The 18,481-nt window shown below is 68.2% G+C and carries 14 protein-coding genes; 7 read left to right on the forward strand and 7 right to left on the reverse strand.

Annotated elements, in window-relative coordinates; genetic code table 11:
* Window positions 1-31: 31 nt before the first annotated feature.
* From ACFWP0_RS21570 to ACFWP0_RS21585, 4 genes are all read left to right on the forward strand, one after another.
* Window positions 32-1,606, forward strand: coding sequence for a hypothetical protein (locus ACFWP0_RS21570; RefSeq protein ID WP_377845456.1), 1,575 nt, complete (start codon window positions 32-34; stop codon window positions 1,604-1,606).
* A gap of 169 nt (window positions 1,607-1,775) precedes the next feature.
* Complete coding sequence (locus ACFWP0_RS21575) at window positions 1,776-2,702, forward strand: sulfurtransferase (protein ID WP_377845457.1); 927 nt, start codon at window positions 1,776-1,778, stop codon at window positions 2,700-2,702.
* On the forward strand, window positions 2,703-3,860 hold the full coding sequence (locus ACFWP0_RS21580; protein ID WP_377845459.1) for a YeeE/YedE family protein: 1,158 nt from the start codon (window positions 2,703-2,705) through the stop codon (window positions 3,858-3,860).
* Between the two features lie 204 nt (window positions 3,861-4,064).
* Window positions 4,065-7,514, forward strand: a complete 3,450-nt coding sequence (locus ACFWP0_RS21585; RefSeq protein ID WP_377845460.1) for an autotransporter outer membrane beta-barrel domain-containing protein — start codon at window positions 4,065-4,067, stop codon at window positions 7,512-7,514.
* Between the two features lie 22 nt (window positions 7,515-7,536).
* Here ACFWP0_RS21585 and ACFWP0_RS21590 read toward each other — a convergent pair whose 3' ends face one another.
* The 5 genes from ACFWP0_RS21590 to ACFWP0_RS21610 all read right to left on the reverse strand — a co-directional run bounded on the left by ACFWP0_RS21590 (window position 7,537) and on the right by ACFWP0_RS21610 (window position 11,959).
* A complete protein-coding gene (locus ACFWP0_RS21590) occupies window positions 7,537-8,025 on the reverse strand; it encodes a heme-binding protein (protein ID WP_377845462.1) in 489 nt (162 codons plus the stop codon).
* Between the two features lie 112 nt (window positions 8,026-8,137).
* Window positions 8,138-8,752 (reverse strand): response regulator transcription factor, encoded by a 615-nt coding sequence (locus ACFWP0_RS21595; RefSeq protein ID WP_377845464.1) that lies wholly within the window; start codon window positions 8,750-8,752, stop codon window positions 8,138-8,140.
* Window positions 8,749-10,188 carry a sensor histidine kinase gene (locus ACFWP0_RS21600; protein WP_377845466.1) on the reverse strand — a complete coding sequence of 480 codons (1,440 nt, stop codon included), beginning with the start codon at window positions 10,186-10,188 and terminating at the stop codon, window positions 8,749-8,751. The genes ACFWP0_RS21595 and ACFWP0_RS21600 overlap by 4 nt, the downstream gene beginning before the upstream one ends.
* Before the next feature lie 57 nt (window positions 10,189-10,245).
* Window positions 10,246-11,397 (reverse strand): HPP family protein, encoded by a 1,152-nt coding sequence (locus tag ACFWP0_RS21605; RefSeq protein ID WP_377845468.1) that lies wholly within the window; start codon window positions 11,395-11,397, stop codon window positions 10,246-10,248.
* A 109-nt stretch (window positions 11,398-11,506) separates the two neighbouring features.
* On the reverse strand, window positions 11,507-11,959 hold the full coding sequence (locus ACFWP0_RS21610) for a MarR family winged helix-turn-helix transcriptional regulator (protein ID WP_377845470.1): 453 nt from the start codon (window positions 11,957-11,959) through the stop codon (window positions 11,507-11,509).
* A gap of 84 nt (window positions 11,960-12,043) precedes the next feature.
* Between ACFWP0_RS21610 and ACFWP0_RS21615 the strand changes: the two genes are divergently transcribed.
* A complete protein-coding gene (locus ACFWP0_RS21615; protein WP_377845536.1) occupies window positions 12,044-13,831 on the forward strand; it encodes a chloride channel protein in 1,788 nt (595 codons plus the stop codon).
* Between the two features lie 3 nt (window positions 13,832-13,834).
* Here the strand turns inward: ACFWP0_RS21615 and ACFWP0_RS21620 are convergent, their stop codons facing one another.
* On the reverse strand, window positions 13,835-14,740 hold the full coding sequence (locus ACFWP0_RS21620) for a LysR family transcriptional regulator (RefSeq protein WP_377845472.1): 906 nt from the start codon (window positions 14,738-14,740) through the stop codon (window positions 13,835-13,837).
* 110 nt (window positions 14,741-14,850) lie between these two features.
* Here ACFWP0_RS21620 and argC point away from each other — a divergent pair, with 110 nt between their 5' ends.
* Window positions 14,851-15,783 (forward strand): N-acetyl-gamma-glutamyl-phosphate reductase, encoded by a 933-nt coding sequence (gene argC, locus ACFWP0_RS21625; protein WP_377845474.1) that lies wholly within the window; start codon window positions 14,851-14,853, stop codon window positions 15,781-15,783.
* A gap of 57 nt (window positions 15,784-15,840) precedes the next feature.
* On the opposite strand, the gene ACFWP0_RS21630 is transcribed toward argC, so the two are convergent.
* A complete protein-coding gene (locus ACFWP0_RS21630; RefSeq protein ID WP_377845476.1) occupies window positions 15,841-16,749 on the reverse strand; it encodes a LysR family transcriptional regulator in 909 nt (302 codons plus the stop codon).
* Window positions 16,750-16,846: 97 nt separating this feature from the next.
* Here ACFWP0_RS21630 and ACFWP0_RS21635 point away from each other — a divergent pair, with 97 nt between their 5' ends.
* Complete coding sequence (locus ACFWP0_RS21635; protein ID WP_377845538.1) at window positions 16,847-18,457, forward strand: ATP-dependent acyl-CoA ligase; 1,611 nt, start codon at window positions 16,847-16,849, stop codon at window positions 18,455-18,457.
* The last annotated feature ends 24 nt before the right edge of the window (window positions 18,458-18,481 follow it).

Here is an 18,481-nt window from a genome sequence, read left to right on the forward strand (position 1 = left end):
ATGCTCATGGCCCTCCGGAGGAGTAGACGCCTTGACATCCGTTTCTTCAGTGGGCCCGCTCACCGCGATAAATCCTATACCGGCATCGTCCGGCGGCGGGCGCGCGGTTACCATTTCTAACGCCCCACCCATTCCTTCGTCCACGTCGGTCGTCCTGGGCCAGGGCGCCGGCACGACGCTGACGTACTCGCCGCCGTCCACGGCCTCGACTTCCGGAGTGACCTGGGAACGGGACGCCGTCGATGCGGTGTCCTCCGCCATGGCAAGCGCGGTGTTGTCCCGCAGCGCGGCCGGCCGCCTGGAGGGCGTGGCCTCGGCGCTGCTGGCGCGGTTCAAGACCGATGGCGGCAATTTCTCGCAGTCCGCCGTGTTGCCGCGCACCCCCGACCAGCTGGCTGGGCTGACGGACGCCATGGCGGCCCGGCTGCCCGCGCAATCCGACGATGCCTATACGCTGCGCATCACCACGGCCAGCGGGGCGAAGGTCGCCGTGACGCTGGGCAACAACGCGGACGGCCTTGCCGTGCAGATCGAAGTGACCGACGGCGAACTGTCGGAAACCGAGCGCAATGCGATCGCCGGCCTGTCCAAGTCGTTCCAGGATGCGGTCGATGGGCTGGCCTCCGTGCCTCCGCGCATGGCGTTGGCCGGCCTGGCAAAGTTCAACACGGCGGTGCTGTCGTCGGTGTCCCTGCAAGCCACCTCCAGCACCAATGGCGTGATGGCGCAGACGATCGATTTCGTGGCCGACAGCAAGCAGCGCTCCCTGACGGTCAAGAGCGCGGCCGGCGTGGTGAAGGTCGATGTCGACGTGAGCAAGCCCGCGTTGTTCGGCAATGAGCAGCAACGGGCCGCGGCGGTCAGCGATTACCTGCAGCAGTTCGATACCGCGCAAGGGCGGGGCAAGGGCGACGCCGATCTGATGGCGCTGTTCAAGGATGCGTTCACCGAATTGCACAAGACCTACGAGGCCGGCGCCGCGCCGTCCAGCCAGGCGTCCAGCCGCGTGGCGGCCGGCTACACGTATCGCAGCCTGCTGTCTGGCGTGGCGGATTTCTCGGCCTCGGTCTCGCAGACCATGGAGATGACCAATCCGTACAAGACCAGTGAAATCGATCAGTTCACCTACCAGGTTGCGCAGAGCAGCAGCGTCAGCGGCCGGCCCTTGTTCGACCTGGCCGTCAAGCAGGAACAACGCTCGAACCTGGCCGCCAGCTACCACGCGGCGCTGACGCCGCAGATGAAGCTGGACCTCAGCAACGATAAGGACTCGCAGAACTATCGCTTCTACCAGATCAACGACAAGGTCAGCAGCCAGACCGACATCCGCTACGAGGAAGGCAGGCTGGCGGCGGCGACCCTCACGCAGTCGCGCAACCTGTCCATGCGCGTGCAGACGTACATGAAGGGCGAGCTGGTTGGAGACAGCACCATTCCGGTGTCGGAGTCGAAGACGCGGGATCTGCTGTTGTTGGTGCGGGCCGCGGACCTGGAGCCGCGCGAGGACGACCACCTGCGGCGCCGTGATCCGGCCCAGGCGGACGCGATCCTCCTCGGCAAGCATCTGTCGCTTGCGCGTTCCGTGGCGCGGGAGCGCCAAGGCTGAACACGAACGGCGCGCTCAGGCGCGCCGTTTTGTTCGCGGCAGGCTGTCAGCCTGACAACTGCCTGAACAGGTAATCAGAATATAAAAACAATGTCGTTCCCGGCTAGAGAACGACCCGATATCGTCCGGATTCCAAGGGCTCGTCAGCAGCCCATCTCAGGAGAATCCGATGTCCCTTCGCAAACTGCTGGCCGGCGGGTTTGCCGCCGCGGCAACCTTCGTCGCCTTCCCCACGACCGCGCAGCACGCCAAGTACCTGGTCACGACCGAATGGCTTGAGAAGAACCTCAACGATCCCAAGGTCCGGGTGGTTGAAGTCAGCGTGAACCCCGGCTTGTACGAACGCGGCCATATCCCCGGCGCGGCCAATGCCAGCTGGCATACGGACCTGGTGGACACCGTGAACCGCGACATCGCGCCGCCCAGGCAGTTCCAGGCATTGCTGGCGCGCTCGGGCATCGACGCCGACACCACGACCATTCTTTACGGCGACAACAACAACTGGTTCGCCGCCTGGGGCGCATGGATCTTCGACATCTACGGCGTCGACAACGTGAAGATCCTGGACGGCGGCCGCAAGAAGTGGGAAGCAGAAGGACGCCCGCTGTCCAACAGCGCCAAGATTCACGCGGCCGGTACGGCCCGCATCAAGGACGCCAACCCGGCCCTGCGCGCGCGCCTGCAGGATGTGCTGGCCGTTGCGCGCAAGGAAAAGCAGGGCGTGCTGGTCGACATCCGTTCGGCCGACGAATACAGCGGCAAGATCTTTGCCCCCAATGGCGTGCCGGAACTGGCGGTGCGCGCGGGCCACGTGCCCGGCGCCGTCAACGTCACGTGGAGCAAGCTCGTCGCCGAGGACGGCACGTTCAAGTCCGCCGACGAACTCAAGGCGATCTACCAGGCCGCCGGCGTCGACGGCAGCAAGCCCATCATCACCTACTGCCGCATCGGCGAGCGATCCAGCCATTCCTGGTTCGCGCTGAGCAAGCTGCTGGGCTACGACGTGCGCAATTACGATGGATCGTGGACGGAGTACGGCAACAGTGTCGGATCGCCCATCAGCAATCCGTCGGGCACCGTGTGGGGCAAGACCTGAGTGATTGCCCTGCGCCATAGTGCGGCCGCCCTGGTGCTGGCGGCCGTTTTCCTTGCGGCGTGGCTGCTGTCCTCCGTGCCCGAGGGCGGGCGCAGCCTGTCGCTGTCCGTCCTGCTGGGGGCGGCGTTCGGCATCGTGCTGCAACGCTCGCGCTTCTGTTTCTATTGCATCGCGCGCGATTTCATCGAACGCAGGGAGACCGCGGGCCTGTATGCGGTGCTGATCGCGCTGGGCGCGGGCGCCCTGGGCTATCACGCGGTGTTCGGCGCCTTCCTGCCCATTCCCGCCGCGGGCCGCCTGCCGCCCGGCGCGCATATCGGGCCGGTCAGCCTCGCGCTTGTCGCGGGCGCGTTTGTCTTTGGCGTCGGCATGCGGGTCTCGGGGTCCTGCATCAGCGCGCATTTCTACCGGCTGGGCGAAGGCGCGCTGGCCTCGCCCTTCGCGCTGCTGGGCGCGGCGGCGGGCTTCGTGCTGGGGTTCGCCTCGTGGAATACGCTGTATCTGGCCATGATCCGGGAGGCGCCGGTGGCGTGGCTGCCGCAGCATCTGGGCTATGGCGGCAGCGTGCTGCTTCAGTGCGGCGTGCTGGCGGCGCTGGCATGGGCGCTGAGCCTTGCGGGACGGGGCGCGGACCTGCCGGCCCGGCCCGCCGCGCCGCTGTGGCGCGCCGTCCTGCAGGACCGCTGGCCGCCTGCGGTGGGCGGCATCCTGGTGGGTTTCATCGGCGTCATCGCCTACCTGCGCATCGCGCCGCTGGGCGTCACGGCCGAGCTGGGCAGCCTGGCGCGCACCGCGGCCTCCGCGTCGGGCTGGCTGCCGGCCAGGCTTGAAGGGCTGGATACGTTCGCGGGCTGCGCGACGGCGGTCAAGCGCGTGCTGCTGTCGAACAACGGCGCCTTCGTGCTTGCGCTGGTGGCGGGCGCATGGGCGGCCGCGCTGGCGGCGGGCGCCTTCAGGCCCAGGCTTCCTTCCGCCCGGGACATCGTCCGAAACTTCGCGGGCGGCGTGCTGATGGGCTGGGGCGGCATGACGGCGCTGGGCTGCACTGTCGGCACCTTGCTGTCGGGCGTGATGGCCGGCGCCTTGTCGGGATGGGTATTCGGCGCGGCCTGCCTTGCGGGGATCTGGGCGGGGCTGCGGGCCTGGAGAACGGGCTGAGTGTTGCTACTCAATAATCCCGTGTGGTTTTTCCCGTATCGCAATGTTGAGTGTTAGTACTCAATACTCCAGTTAATCAATCACATAGCATGGCGACGCTGAACGAGCGCCTGCGCCCACATTATTCAATTGAATATTGCATAGCTATATGCGCCTTGTGGAATTGCAGGCATCCATATGGCTGATTCTATGCAAGGTGGTTGAGTGAGTTCCAAATGCGATTATCTGGACGGGCGGATATTTGAATTTCGCGTGAAGCGGGCGGCGCTTTTTGTTGCCGGACTGGCGATATTCATGCCGTCCAAAGTGCTGGGGGATATCATCGGGCAGAGCGGCACTCCCGGACTGGGAGGCGCGCCCGGCGTCGCGGGGGGAAATGGCGGCGACGGGCATGTCGCCGTCGTGGTGACGGATACGACGCCGTTCGTGAATGCTGACCGCTTGATTGGCGGCGCCGGCGGCGGAGGGGGAGGCGGCGGCGGCGGCGGTGGTGGCGACGGGAGGAATAACGGTGGCGTCCGGCCTGTCACGGACTCTGGGGCGGGAGCGCCGGGAGGCAGCGGAGGTCAGGGTGGACATGGCGTTCGCCTTTTGGCGGACGGCGCGGTGCTGACGAACCTGGGGCTTCTTCAAGGCGGCGCGGGCGGCGGAGGGGGCGGGGGAGGAGGCAGCGCATGGAACGATTTCGCGGTTAGGGGTGGGGCCGGTGGCGATGGGGTCGGCGGCGCGGGCGGCGGAGGCGGCGGTGGCGGCGATATCGATTATTTTCAGGTTGCCAATGGGCGCGTAATCTACCTCAACGCCAATCCGGCGGGTGACGGCGGCAACGGCGGACAAGCTGGGGAGGATGGCAGTCAGACTCAGCAAAATGAAGAGTTCGGTGGTGGGGCAGGTGGAGCGGGGGGAAGCAATAATCCTTTCGGTTGCACTGGCGCAGTGGGTCCCGACAATGGTTGCGGTGGCGCGGCTGGCGGCGGCGGCGGAACGTTTTATGGTGCAGAAGGAGGGGAGGTTGGCGCTGCTCCCAGCTTGAATGGCGCGGATGCGGCCGACGCGTCTGACAAGTTGACCGGCGGCGGCGGCGGCGGGGGCGGCGCGCCAGGGGGATTGGGGGGCAAGGGTGGCGAGGCCAGTGGAGGTCCTGCATCGGGCGCCGGCGGCACCTCCATCGGCGGCTACGGTGTGCACGTGCTCGGCGCCAACACCCAGATCACCAACGCTGGCCGGATTGCCCCTGGCGTCGGCACGGCGCAGGCCGTGGCCATCATGTACGCGGAAACCGCCAACAATTCAATCCTGCGCCTGCAGGCGGGCAGCGAGATCCTGGGCGCGGTCGATGCCACCCGGTCGACCAACAATAAGCTGGTGCTGGACGGACCAGGGAAAACCGATCCCTCCACCGGCGCCCGGATTGCATTTGATGTTTCCAAGCTGGGCGCCGTTGGAACCAGCGTAGCGACCACGGATTTCTATCAAGGCTTCACGTCTTTCGAGAAAACTTCCGAAGGCGCCTGGGAATTGGCGAACACGCCAACCCAGGCCAGCACGCCGTGGACGCTCAAAGGCGGGACGCTGGCGATACGCAGCGACTTGAGCCTGGGCAGCGTCGCCGATGCCTTGAACCTGGACGGCGGAGCGCTGCAGGTTCTGGACAACGCGGCCATTTTCCGCAACATGGTTGTGCAAAGCGCTGGCGGAGTGCAGATCGACGAAGGCGCGCGGTCGGTGCTCCATGGCGTCGTCGAAGGGAGTGGCGGCGTATTCGGAAAAACCGGCGCGGGGCTGCTGGTGGTAGCAAGCGACGGCGACTATCAGGGCGTCACGGTGGTCGATGAAGGAACGCTGCAGCTCGGCGACGGCGGCGTTGCCGGAAGGATCGGACCGGGGGCATTGATCACCCACGGCGCGCTGGCGTTCAGGCGCGCCGACGACGTGGTGATGGCGAATGCGATCGGCGGGCGGGGCGACGTCCTGCAGGAGGGGCCGGGCCAGACCACGCTGACGGGCTTGCTCACCTACGCCGGGAAGACCTACATCAACGGCGGCTCGCTGGTCATCGACGGCACGACGCTGGGGTCCGGATCGGCTGCGCTTGCGGCGGTCGTAGGGCGCGGCAGGAACGAAAGCCTGGATCTGCGCAATGCGGAATTGAACGGCTGGATCAGCAGCAACGGCAGTTTGGGCGTGGACCGCTCAAGCAGCTGGAATGTGCTGTCGGACGCCAGGAATCCGGCCGCCGGCAATAATCTCAGCACCGTTGGGGAATTGACGCTTGCCGGCCGCGTCAATTTCGCGGCGCCCGATACTGCCGCGAGCGAATCCGTGGGCAGAAGCGTGACGGCCGATAGCCTTGTAGGCCAGAACGGAACCGTGAAGCTGTTTACCGTGCCGAAGTACGACGGGGCGAGCGATTACATCGTCCTGAATAATGGAGCCACGGGAACGACAAGCCTGTCGCTGCGGATGGAGCCTGCCGCGGGAGGAGACCCCTTGAATGGCGATGGCCTTCTGGTGGTTCAGGCGGGAGGCGCCACGGATAATGCATTTGTCCAGGAAATAGAAACGCCATTGAGCAATCGCAGGGGCGCATTTGTCTATCTGCTGCAGCACGGCGGCAGGCTGGTCGACGGCGCCCGGCAAAATCCGAACAACTGGTACTTGCGCAGCGAAGCGCGTCCGGAAGTATCCATCTACTCGCAATTGGGCAATCAGGCGTCGCGCCATGGCGAGCTGAGCGTCGGAACCCTGAACGACCGGATGGGGGCGACGGAAGCGCTGGCCCGCAAGGTCTACCCGTACGCATGGGCGCGCACCCTGACCGAGCTAGGCCGCAATCGCGGCAGCGGCATGGGCTGGGCCGAGGAAGACATCGCGACGAAGACCAGGCTGGGCGGTATTCAGCTGGGAACGGACGTGTACGTGAGCTTCAAGGGGTTGTCGCGACGCAGCGCCGGGGTTTTTGCATCCGCCGCGACCATGGTTTCTGATGTGGATCATTATTCGGAAAGCGCCAGGAAATCCAGCTTTGCCGGACGCAGCAGGCAATCGGCCTATAGCCTGGGCGGATACTATACGGTCCTGGACGGCAAGGGCGGCTACCTGGATCTGGTAACGCAGGCAAGCCGCTATGGCGTAACGACAAACGCCGCCACGGCCGATCTGGAGTTGAAGACCACAGGCTGGGGCGGGCTGGCGTCCGCGGAGGCCGGCAAGTCTTTTGCCGTGGGCGAGGACGAGAGCAATCTGCGGGTCGAGCCGCAGGCGCAATTGATCTATCAGCGCATCAAGTATGCCGGCGGCAGCGATGCCGTGAGCGCGGTGGATATTCCCGGTGTAAACAGCTTGACGGGAAGGCTGGGCGTACGGTTTTCCAAAACCTGGGAGCCCGAATCCGCGAAGGCAAGCACCGCATGGGCAACGGTGAATCTCCTTGCCACGGCGGGAAACTCGTCCAGCCGCTACCCGACAGAGACCCGGGGAGACGTGTCGTTCGACAACAAGCTGGCAGGCCCGCGGGCGGGCTTCAAGCTAGGGTACGACCGGGTCGTCGGCAAAAATACCTTCGTGAACATCCAAAGCGGCCTGGAAAAGGGCATCGGCGGCAGGAAGACAAGCAGCTACAACGTCAATGCCGGCGTCAAAATGCTGTTCTAGCCGCCCGCCGCCGAACCCCGGTTTACTTGAACATCGCGGCGTTTTCTTCCAGCACCGCGTCGGCGCATTGGGCGTCCAGGTTGCCGCCCGGCGCGCCGGCCACGCCGATGGCGCCGATCACGTTGGCGCCGGCCTTGACCGGCACGCCGCCGCCTAGCAGCAGGAAGCCGGGGATGTCGGTCAGGTTGGCCGCGCCCGGGTTCTTCTGCGAATTTTCCATCATGGCCAACGTGGGCGTCTTGGCCGAGACGGCGGTAAAGGCCTTGGCGCGGCTGGCTTCGATGGTGTGCGGGCCGGCGTTGTCGGCGCGCGCGAAGGCCTTGAGCAGGCCGGCGCGGTCGACGACCGAGGCGCTGACGTTATAGCCCTTGGCCTGGCAGGCGGCGACCGTGGCGGTGGCGAGCTTCTGGGCGTCGGCCATCGACAGATTGCTTTCGTTCAGCACGGCGGCGTTGGCGGCGCCGGCGAAAGCCAGGGTGGACATCAGGGCGGCGAGCGTGATTCGGTTCATGGTCTGCTTCCTTGTTGGTGCTTGCGGTAGGAACACACAGTGTGGCCAAAAGGCCGGCCGGGCGGTATACGCCCGACTACTCGCGCGCCTCCGTAGCGTTACGGAGGCGGGCTCAGTCCAGCAGCGTCGCGTACTGGCGGATCAGCTGCGCCAGCGACTCCGCCTCCAGCTTGGCAAAGACATTGGCCCGATAGGTTTCCACGGTGCGCGGAGACAACTCGAACTCGCGCGCGATCTCCTTGTTGCTCATGCCCTGGACAATGCGTTCCAGCACCTCGTGCTCGCGCCCGGACAGGCGGGCCAGGCGGTCGGTGGCGGCCTGCGTGACGGCAAGCCGTTCGCGGCTGGCGATGTGCGTGCGCACGGCGGCCTGCACCGCGTCCAGGAAGACGTCGTCATCCACCGGCTTTTGCAGGAACTCCATGGCGCCGCCCTTGAACGCGCGGCGGCACAGGTCCACGTTGGCGTGGCCGGTCAGCATGACCACGGGTAGGTCGGATCGCTCGGCCAGCCGGGCCAGCACGTCCAGCCCGCTGATGCCTGGCATGCGGATGTCCAGCACCACGCAGCCGATCGAGGGCTGCGTGAGCTGCGCCAGGAACGCCATGGGGTCGCCAAAGCCCGCGCTGCGCAGGCCGACGCTGCGCAGCAGCAGCGCCAGGCCGTCGCGCACCGCGTCGTCGTCGTCCACCAGGTAAACCAGCGGGGATTGGTCGTTCGGGTTCATGAGCCGCCTCCCGCGCGCGGCAGGCTGACGGTGAAGCAGGCGCCGGCCGGGCTGAGGTTGCGCGCGGCGATGCGGCCGTCCATGGACCCGGCCAGCGTTTCGCACAGCGCCAGTCCCAGGCCCATGCCGTGGGCGCGCGTGGTGTAGAAGGGCGTGAACAGGCGCGGCATCGCGTCGGCCGCGATGCCCGGGCCGGTGTCGCTGACGCTGAACAGGTAGTCTGCGTCCTGCGTCCCGCCTTCCAGGGAAATATGGCGCAGGCCTTGGGTGCCGGCCAGCGCATCCGCCGCGTTCTGCACCAGGTTGTGCAGGATCTGCTCAAGCGCCACGCGGTCGCCCAGGGGACGCGCGCCGGGACTGGCGTTGTGCCAGGACAGGCGTATGCCTTGCCGGGCCAGCTCGGGCTCTCGCAGGAATCGCAGCGACGCGACCAGCGCGTCGGGGTCCAGCGCCTCTCGCAGCGCGGGCGAACTGGGCTGGACCAGCGCCCGCATGCGGCTGATGATGTCGGCGGCGCGCCTGGCCTGTTCGGCGCTGGCCAGCAGCGCATGGCGCACGGCGGGGCGCTCCTCGTCGTCGTCGAGCAGCCGTTCGGCAGCGCGGGTGTGGGCAAGGATGGCGGTCAGGGGCTGATTGAGTTCGTGCGCGATGCCGGCCGCCATCTCGCCCAGCGTGCTGAGCCGCGCCATGGCGGCCAGGCGCACCTGCTCCTGCTGCCGCCGGGCCTCGGCGCGCGAGCGCTGCCAGGCGGCGGCGCCCGCCACCAGCAGGGCGCTGGCCAGCCCCCAGGCCAGCCAGGCCTTCCACGGCCAGGCGTCGGGCGTCAGCGTGCGCGTGCTGCGCATCTGGAATGGCTGGCTTGCCGCGCCCAGGGGCTTTTGCAGCGCCAGTTTCCAGCCCAGCGCGGTCTCGTCCGGCTGCTTGTCGAGCAGGCGCAAAGGGGTCTGGTCCACCGTCAGCGCCAGGTTGGCCAGGCCGGGCGGGAAGTCCGCCGCGGGCACGAGCTGGCGGGCGTCCAGCAGCAGGCTCCAGCCGGACGGCGCGACCAGCCAGTAGTGCGCGGCGTCCACGGGCAGCGCCACGGGCCGGCCCAGTTGCCGCGCGCGCTCGACGGCGCCCGGCAAGCCGGGCGGTTCGGCCGCGCTGCCGGTCCAGGCGCCGTCGGGCAGGCGGCCCAGCGCCAGCAGTTGCGGCATAGCGGGCTGAAGGCTGGGGAACAGGCGTTCGGGCGAGGGAGGGTGCGACAAGGCCGCCAGCGTGGCCAGCACGGCTTCGTGCTGCACGGTCTTCTGGCTCAGCATGCGCTGGGCCACGCTGGTGCTCTGGAAGAAGCGCTCGTGCTGGTCCACGTATTCCTGCCGGCCGATCCAGGCGGCGCCCAGGCAGAACAAGACCAGCCAGCAGAAGAGGGCGCGCGTGCGCGATAGGGGATTCACGCCTGAAATTATGCCTTGCGGCAAGCGCGGACAGGAATCCGTAGGGCTACGGAGGGATCAGGCGGCCAGCTTGCGCGGGTCCGCGCCGCCGGCGGATTGCGAATTGGCCGACACCGCCATCTGGTACAGCGCCGCCACCAGGTCGGATTGCGTCACCAGCCCCTGCAGGGTGCGCGATTCGTCCAGCACCGGCACGCAGTGCAGGCTGTCCGACATGGGACGCGCCAGCTCGATCACGGGCAGCCCCGGGGTGGCGAAGGGCACTTCGCTGCGCATGCAGTCGCCCACCAGCAGGTCGGGCGCGGGCTCGCCGCCGGCCGCGACGGGGGTCAGGCGGCTTTTGCGCGCCAGCACATCGCCCTGGGCCACCATGCCGGCGTAGCGGCCGGCCGAGTCCAGCACCGGCAGCGCCTGCAGGCGGTGCTTGTCGAAGAGCCGGACCGCATAGTCCAGTGGATCTTTTTCCATGACCGACACCACGTCGCGCGACATGATGTCCGCGCAGCGCACGTCGCCAAACCGGCGCACGCTGGCGCGCAGCTCGGCGTCCAGCACGATCGCTTCCAGGTCTTCCTTGCTGATGTCCAGCAGTTCGCCGCGCTGGCTCAGCGCATCGTCCAGGTCGGCGCGGGAAAAGCCCAGCCGCGCGCTGGGAACGGGGTCGCGCGTGCTGTGGCCGGCCGCCGGCTCGGCGTGGCGGCGCGGGTAGTTGCGCTTGAGCGCGCCGTTGAACACCACGGCGATGCACAGCAGGATGAGGGAATTCAGGGCCACCGGCCACAGCGCAAAGCCGTAGCCCAGGCTGGCCACGGAGGGGCCGCCCAGCACGGCGGTCAACGCCACCGCGCCGCTGGGCGGATGCAGGCAGCGTAGCGAGAACATGGCGCCGATCGCGAGGGCCACGGCGACGGCCGCGGCCACGCCGGGCACCGGGATGAACTGGGCGCAGAACACGCCGATCAGGGCCGAAACGACGTTGCCCGCCATCAGGGACCAGGGCTGGGCCAGCGGGCTGGCGGGCGCGGCGAACAGCAGCACGGCGGACGCGCCCATGGGGGCGATGAACCAGGGGTTGGCCGCGCCCAGCGCGTGCCGTCCCACCCATTCCGTGCAGAACAGCCCAACCAGCGCGCCCAGCACGCCATAGATTTTTTCGCGTCCGTTGACGCCCACCGGCGCTGGCGCGAACGAACCCAGCCAGCGCTTCATTGCAACACCCAAAACAGTCTCTCCTCGCGCTTCTCAATTATGTCGCGGGACGACAATTTATCACGGGGCTGATTGCTTGCAGGTATGAGCTTATGCCGTTTGGCGGGGGTCAGTCCGGATCCGCGTCGCTGTCCATGCGGGTCAGCAGGCGGGTCAGCAGCGGGCGCATGGCGCGCAGTTCTTCCAGGTGCGAGGCCGACAGGTCTTCCAGCATGCGCTCCGCCTTGGTCGTCAGCACGACTTCGACGCGGCGCCCGTCTTCGGGATCGGGCTCGCGGCTGACCAGTCCCAGCCGCGCAAGACGGCCCACCAGTTCGGCCGCCGTATGCGGGCGGATCAGCAGGCGTTCGGCGATTTCACCCACATAGAGGCCGCGCCGTCCGGGCGCGCTCTTGCGGGTGCCCTTGATCGCCAGCAGCGCCTGATGCTGCTGCGGCATCAGGTCCAGTCCGGCGGCGGCGCTTTCGCTGAAGGCCGCGAATCTGCGCAGCGCGTAGCGGAAGTCGGCGAGCAGTTCGTAGTCGGCGGGAGACAGGCGGGCGGGGGAGCGGGGCGGGTTCACCCGTCCGATTCTAATATATGTCGTGATACGATATAAATGATTTTGCGCAAACTTTCCGCGCATGACCTCAACTTCCCGCCGAACATGCCTCCCACTTCTTCATTCGTCCGCGCCGCTCCGCGGCTGGGCGACTTCACCACCGACCGCCGCGTGGTCCTGCTGATGGCGCTGGCCATCCCCGTGGGGCTGGCCAGCGTGGCCGCCGCCTGGGCCCTGCTGCGCCTGATCTCGCTGTGCACCAACCTGGCCTACCACGGCCTGTTTTCGTTTGCGGACCTGCCGATCACGACCGGGCGGCTGGGCCTGGGATCGGTCGCCATTCCCGTCGTGGGCTGTCTCATCATCGGCCTGATGGCGCGCTACGGTTCCGAAAAAATACGCGGCCACGGCATACCCGAAGCCATGGAAGCCATCCTGATCGGCAAGAGCCGCATCCAGCCCAAGGTGGCGATCCTGAAGCCTGTGTCTTCGGCCGTGTCGATCGGCACGGGCGGCCCCTTCGGCGCGGAAGGGCCCATCATCATGACGGGCGGCGCAATCGGCTCGCTGCTGGCGCAGACCATCCACCTGGACGACGGCGAACGCAAGACGCTGCTGGTGGCGGGCGCGGCGGCCGGCATGACCGCCATCTTCGGCACGCCGCTGGCGGCAGTGCTGCTGGCGGTGGAGCTGCTGCTGTTCGAATGGAAGCCGCGCAGCTTTCTGCCGGTGGCGATGGCGGCGCTCGTGGCCGCCGCCACGCGCGCGTTCGTGCTGGAGCCGGGCCCCATCTTCGCGTATTCGGGCGCGCTCGCGTTTACGCCCTGGCACCTGCTGGCCTGCGCCGCGGTCGGCGTGGTGGCGGGCCTGGGGTCGGGCGTGCTGACGTCGCTGGTCTACACGGCCGAGGACTTGTTTGAGAAGCTGCCCATCCACTGGATGTGGTGGCCGGCGATCGGCGGCCTTGCCATCGGCATCGGCGGGCTGATCGAGCCTGCGGCGCTGGGCGTGGGCTACGACAACATCCGGCATCTGCTGGCGGGCGACCTGGCCTTTCAGGCGGTGCTGGTGCTGCTGGTGGTGAAGGTCGCCATCTGGTCCATCGCCCTGGGGTCGGGCACCTCGGGCGGCGTGCTGGCGCCCTTGCTGATCTTTGGCGGCGCGCTGGGCGCGCTCGCGTCGCCCCTGCTGCCCCAGGCGGATCCGGGCTTCTGGGCCTTGCTGGGCATGGCCGCGATGATGGGGGGCACCATGCGCGCGCCGCTGACCGCCACCTTGTTCGCGGTGGAGCTGACGGGCAATATCGGCGCGCTGCTGCCGGTGCTGTCGGCGTGCGTGTTCGCCTACGGCGTCACGGTGCTGCTGCTCAAGCGCTCCATCCTGACCGAGAAGATCGCCCGCCGCGGCCACCATATCAGCCGCGAGTACCGGGTGGACCCCTTCGACCTGCTGCGCGTGGCCGAAGTGATGACGACGCCGGTGCAGACCTTGCCCGACACGCTGACGGTGGCGCAGGCCATCGAGCACTTCACGACCGCGCAGCCGGTCCACACCAGCTACCCGGTGCTGGACGGCCACGGCGTGGTGGTGGGCGAGGTGACGCGCGCCGACAGCCTGGCCTGGGCCCTGGAAAGCGAACAGGACGACCGGACCCTGGCCGAAGCCCTGGCCGGACGCGAACTGGTGCATGGCTACCCGGAGGAGCTGGCCAGCCAGATCGCCGACCGCATGGCCTTGTCCGGCGCGGGCCGCGTGCCGATCGTGGACCGCAAGAGCGGCCGCCTGCTGGGCATTGTGGGCCGCAAGGACCTGTTCCGGTCCCGCGCCCGGCGGCTGCGCGAGGAAAGCCAGCGCATGGCCTTCTTTCGCCGCGCGTCGTCCTCGCGCGCCTGACGTCTAGGGCGCGGCGGCCCGCCCGCCTGCCGCCCGCAGTTCCCACAGCACGTCCAGCACATGCTGCGTGGCGCGCTCGACTTGCCCGGCCCGGTGCGCGATGCCCAAGGGGCGCCACAGCGCGGGCCGCACCGGCCGCATGATGACGCGCGGATCGGGTTCTGGCGCGGTGGCTTCGTGCGGCAGCAGCGTGGCGCCATAGCCCGCGGCCACCAGGCTTTTGATCGCGTCGTTGTAGTTCAGCTGGATGCGGGCGCGCGGGTTCAGGCCGGCCGCGGCGAACCATTCCGCGGTCAGGCGCGACAGCCGGGTGCTGGCGTCGTTCAGGATCAGAGGCCGTTCGGCCAGCCAGGCGGGAGCAATGCGGGCCGGCGCCTTCCAGCCGGCCGGCAGGAAGGCCATGACCGGATCGCGGCGCCAGGGGCGCAGCACCAGGCCGTCAAGCGGGGGCTGGGGCAGCGCCACGAGGCCCACGTCCAGGGATCCGTCCGCCAGCCGCCGCAGGGTTTCCTGGGAGGTCAGCACGGCCACCTGCACGTCGATGCCGGGATGGTCGCGGCCCAGCGTCTCCAGCACTTGCGGCAGCAAATGCGCGATGGCGCCGGTGGACGCGCCCAGGCGCACGCGCCCGGCCATCCCCTGCACCTGCCGCTGCACGTCGTCCAGGGCCTGGTCGGCCTCCGCGAGCAGCCGGCGCGCGCGTTCCAGCAGGGTTTCTCCAATGGCGGTGGGCCGCACCTGGCCGCGCTTGCGCGTCAGCAGCGGCGCGCCGATGCGCGCCTCCAGATCCGCAATGTGCAGGCTGACCGTGGGCGGCGCCAGGTGCAAGGCGCGGGCGGCGTCCGCGAACGATCCCAGGTCGGCGATTGCCACCAGGGTGCGCAGACGGTCCAGGCTGATCTCTCGCATGGGTTCTTTTCTTCAGAAAATCTGAATCAGATGGTCATGATATTCGACTTTTCTTATCTGGATGCTGGATCGATGATGAATGCCACCCATCACCCCAGACGGACAGCGTCATGACCCAACCTCTTGTTTTTATCGACGGCGACCAGGGCACCACCGGCCTGCAGATCCACGAGCGCCTCAACGGGCGCAGCGGCTTGCGCCTGCTGACGCTGCCCGAAGCCGACCGCAAGAACCCGCAGCGCCGCGCCGAGGCGATCAACGCCTGCGACATCGCGATCCTGTGCCTGCCGGACGAGCCGGCGCGCCAGGCGGCGGCCTCCGTCGTGAACCCCAAGGTGCGCATCATCGACGCGAGTTCCGCCCACCGCACGGATGCGGGCTGGGAATACGGCTTTCCCGAGATGAGCGCCGGCCAGCCCGAACGGATTGCCCGCGCCCTGCGGGTAAGCAATCCCGGCTGCTATCCGACCGGCGCAATCGCCTTGCTGCGGCCCTTGATCCAGGCGGGCCTGGTGCCCGCGGACTATCCGGCCGTCGTGCATGCGGTGTCCGGCTATTCGGGCGGCGGCCGCGCCAGCGTAGCCGCCTATGAAGCTTCGGGCGGCCCGCAGGGACCGGCGTTCCAGCTTTATGGCCTGGGTCTGGCGCACAAGCACACGCCAGAAATCGAGCGCCATGCCGGCCTCGCGCAGCGTCCAATCTTCGTGCCCGCCTATGGCGCGTTCCGCCAGGGCATCGTCCTGACCGCGCCCTTGCACCTGCGCCTGCTGCCGGCGGGCGTGGACAGCCAGCAGCTGCATGACTGCCTGGCTCGGCATTACGCCGGCGCCGCGCATGTGCAGGTGGCGGCGCGCCAGGACGCGGCGGCGCACACGCACCTGGATCCGCAGGCGCTCAACGGCACCAACGATTTGCGCCTGGCCGTGTACGGCAATGAACAGCACGGCCAGGTCCTGCTGGCCGCGGTGTTCGACAACCTGGGCAAGGGCGCGTCCGGCGCGGCGGTGCAGAACCTGGACCTGATGCTGGCCGCGATGGGCTGAGGGGCGCGCGGCGGGCCGCCGGCGGCGGGGGCCTGCCGATACAGGCCGGCCGTGCCGCTATGGCGCGTCGCCGCGGTCCGCCAGCGTCTCCACCACCAGTTTGCGCAGCCACGCCGTGCCGGGATCGCTTTCGAAGCGGGCATGCCAGTGCACCGTGACGCATAGCGGCGGCAGCGCGATGGGCAGCGGGCGTATCTCGAAGGCCTTGTCGCGGTTGAACCAGATGGCGGCGCGGTAGGGCAGGGTCACGGTCAGGTCGGTGCGCCGCACGATCTCGGCCGCCGCCGAAAAATGCGGCAGCGTCAGGTAGGGCTGGCGATGCAGTCCGGCTTCGCCCAGCACGTCGTCCAGCAGACGGTGCGCGCTGGCGCGCGAGGCCACCAGGATGTGGTCCAGGCGCTTGAACTGGCCGCGCGTCAGGCCCGCCGACAGCACCGGATGGCCGCGCCGCCCCATGCAGGCGTAGCGTTCGCTGAAGAGGTCGGCGTGGCAGGTATGGCGCCCCAGCCCGGCCAGGTTGCCGATGGCGAGATCCACCTCGCCATCCTTCAGCGCCTGCGGCAGGTGTTCAAGCGGAATCTCCAGCACTTCCACCTGCAGGCGTGGGGCCAGCGCATGCACGCGCTCCATCAGCGGCGGCAGGAACACCATTTCACCGATGTCCGACATGGACAGGCGAAAGCGCCGCGTGCTGCTGGCGGGCTCGAATTGCAGGCGCAGGCTGATGGCCTCGGCAAAGCTGTTCATGCCGCGTTCGATGGGGTCGGCCAGCGCAAAGGCGACCGGCGTGGGCTGCATGCCGGAGGGCGTGCGCAGGAACAGCGGATCGTCGAACTTCTCCCTCAGGCGGGCCAGCGCATAGCTCACGGCGGGCTGCGTCAGGTTCAGCCGCTGCGCCGCGCGCGTCACGCTGCGTTCATGCAGCACCGTCAGGAAAACCCGCATGAGATTCAGGTCGAAGTCCACGCACGCCCTTGATATCAGTGAGATTTATAAGATAAATAATATCCATAAATTTGACACATAAATAGTTGATTCCTAGACTAAATACAGAAGGTCGCGCATCGCCAGCCGGCGGCCGCACAACAGGGGAAGCGTCGCCATGCAAGCGTTGACATTGCCGTCGTTGTTGCTGGATCAGGCCGCCCGCCTGGGCGAGCGCTTATGGGTGCAAGCCCCTGGCGGCGGCTTGCGCTACGCGGATGCGGCTGCCCACGCGGCGGACTGGGCGGCGCGCCTGGCATCGGCAGGGGTGGGGCGCGGCGACCGCGTGGGCCTGATGGCAGGCAACCGCCTTGAATTCCTGTCGATCGTGCTGGGCTGCGGGTGGCTGGGGGCGGTGGTGGTGCCCATCAACACGGCGTCGCGCGGCATGCAGCTTTCCCACATCCTGGCCAACAGCGGCTGCGCCTTGCTGGTGGCGGATGCCGCCTGCTGTCCCGCCTTGTCGGCGCTGGAAGGCGGCGCGCCGGCCCTGCGCCGGATCTGGCTGCTGGATGGGGCTGCCGGCGCGCCGCCCTTGCCCGCGCCCGCCAGCGCGCCTCCAGAAAAAACGGAAGGGCCCTTGCCGCCCGCGGCCGACCTCGGGCCGGGCGATACGCTGGCCATCCTGTACACCTCCGGCACCTCGGGGCTGTCCAAGGGCGTGTGCTGTCCGCATGCGCAGTTCTATTGGTGGGGCAGGATCGCCGCGCGCAATCTGGAGATCGCGCGGGACGACGTGCTCTACACCAGCTTGCCGCTGTTCCACACCAACGCCCTGAACGCCTGTTTCCAGGCGCTGGTCACGGGCGCCTCCATCATCTGCGACGAACGCTTTTCGGCCAGCCGCTATTTCGACCGCCTTGAGGCGACCGGCGCGACGGTGACCTATCTGCTGGGCGCGATGGTGCCGATGCTGCTGGCCCATGAGCCCGCGACGGCCGAGCGCCGGCATCGCGCGCGCATTGCGCTGGCGCCGGGCGTGCCGGAACGCTTCCATGCGGCCTTCGCCGAGCGCACGGGCATTGCGCTGCTGGAGGGCTATGGCTCCACCGAAACCAATTTTGCGCTGGGCGGCACGCTGGCCGAGCAGCGCGCGGGCAGCATGGGCCGCGTGGCGCCGGAGTTCGACGCCATGGTGGCCGATGACCAGGACGCGCCGGTGGCGGATGGCGAGCCCGGCGAGCTGCTGCTGCGCGCCCATCCGCCCTTTGCCATCGCTACCGGCTACTTCGGCATGGACGACAAGACCGTGGAGGCCTGGCGCAACCTGTGGTTCCACACGGGCGACCGGGTGATCCGCGACGCGGACGGCTACTTCCGGTTCCTGGACCGCATGAAGGACGCGATCCGCCGCCGCGGCGAGAACATCTCGTCCTACGAGGTGGAGCAGGTCCTGCTGGCCCACCCGTCGGTCGCCACCGTGGCCGTCTATGCGGTGCGCTCCGAATTGGCCGAGGACGAAGTCATGGCCGCGCTGGTCTACAAGGCCGGGCTGTCCATCGCGCCCCAGGCCCTGCTTGATTTCTGCCAGCCCCGCATGCCGTACTTCGCCGTGCCGCGCTACCTGCGCGTCATGGACGATCTGCCGCGCACCGAGAACGGCAAGGTCCGCAAGTTCCGCTTGCGGGATGAAGGCATCACCGGCGACACCTGGGACCGGGACGCCGCCGGCTATCGCGTGGCGCGCTAGGCGCCATTGATCCATTCAAACAGA

The organism is Achromobacter sp. NPDC058515 (assembly GCF_042721735.1).
Lineage (GTDB): Bacteria > Pseudomonadota > Gammaproteobacteria > Burkholderiales > Burkholderiaceae_B > Achromobacter.